General features: G+C 61.5%; 1 protein-coding gene. It reads left to right on the forward strand.

Annotated features, from left to right (window positions below):
- The first annotated feature begins 233 nt into the window (after positions 1-233).
- Positions 234-1,433: an IS110 family transposase gene (locus tag ACT3UE_RS15730; protein ID WP_444567021.1), complete on the forward strand. Its 1,200-nt coding sequence runs from the start codon at positions 234-236 to the stop codon at positions 1,431-1,433.
- Positions 1,434-1,456 lie beyond the last annotated feature (23 nt).

Consider the following 1,456-nt stretch of genomic DNA (forward strand, 5'->3'; position numbering starts at 1 on the left):
CCCGTTACATTTGTAGGACCCCGATAAACGGGGTTTGGTCGCTAGGTTCGGTATGACTGTCCTGCCCTGTCACTCATGATCCGGGGGGTGTTGTCGCCGAACCTGGAGGCACGCGTTGACCGCTGATAGGGACATGGCCCGGCGAGTTAGACACCGTGGTCTCTTCGTAACGTGGGTGTGGCATCGAGTGTCGTGACTAGCGGCCAACCGCACGGTGCAAAAGGAGCGCCACCATGAACAACGAAATCGCCGTGTTCTGCGGACTCGACGTCGGTAAATCGGGTCACCACGCAACAGCCCTGGACCGGGACGGTGGCCGGATCTTCGACCACCCCCTGCCCCAGGACGAGGCGAAACTACGAGAGGTCTTCACCCGGTTGCAGACCCATGGGCCCGTACTGGTCATCGTTGACCAACCCAACACCATCGGCGCCCTGCCCATCGCGGTAGCCCGCGACGCGGGCTGCGAAGTCGCCTACCTCCCCGGACTCGCAATGCGAAAAGCCGCGGACCTATACCCGGGCAGAGCCAAAACAGATGCCCGGGACGCGTTCATCATCGCCGATACCGCCCGCTCAATGCCCCATACCCTGCGCCAAGTGGACCGGGACAGCGAGGTCCTCTCGGCGTTGAAGGTCCTGGCCGGCTTTGATGCCGACCTGACTCATGAATGCACCCGGGCCATCAACCGGCTCCGTGGCCTGCTGCTGCAGATCTTCCCTGCATTGGAGCGGGTTTTCCCCGAAACGAGGATCACCCGTCCGCTCGTGTTGGAGCTGTTCATCCACTACGGCGGACCCACCGGGCTGCGCGCCGCGGGTAAAGGGAACGTGTTGCGATTCGCCCGGAACCATTCCCGCAAGGATCCTTCCGTACTGGTCGGAGAGATTTTCACTGCCCTGTCAGAGCAGACGGTGACCGTGGCCGGCACGGCTGCGGTCGAAATCGTCGTCCCGAGGGTGGCGGCCCAGATCAAGGAACTCAAAACCCAGCGGGCGATCCTGGCCACCGAAGTGGAGAAGCTGGTCGATGACTTCCCTCTTTCCACGGTCTTGATCTCCATGCCAGGAGTCGGCATCAAGACCGCTGCAGCCGTGCTCCTGGCCATTGGAGACGGCCATGGATTCAAGGACGCAGCTCATCTGGCGGCCTACGCGGGGATCGCTCCGACATCAAGATACTCAGGCACCTCGATCCATGGTGAACACCCATCCCGATCGGGCAACAAAGCGTTGAAGAACGCCCTGTTCCGATCGGCTTGGGTCGCCAGCTGCCACGATCCGATCTCCATGGCCTACTACCAGCGAAAACGAGCCGAGGGAAAGAGACACAATGCAGCAGTCATGTGTCTAGCCAGGCGCCGCTGCGACGTTCTGTATTCAATGATCAAGAACGGGACCCTCTACCAGGCCAAGACTCCGATAGCGGCTTGACCAAAAGCATAGGGACACCCCCC

This window comes from Arthrobacter sp. 179 (assembly GCF_052379645.1).
Classification (GTDB): Bacteria; Actinomycetota; Actinomycetes; order Actinomycetales; family Micrococcaceae; genus Arthrobacter_H.

Bases quoted from the DNA above. Each gene is read 5' to 3' on its own strand.
- ACT3UE_RS15730 (WP_444567021.1), top strand. From the start codon at position 234: ATGAACAACGAAATCGCCGTGTTCTGCGGACTCGACGTCGGTAAATCG.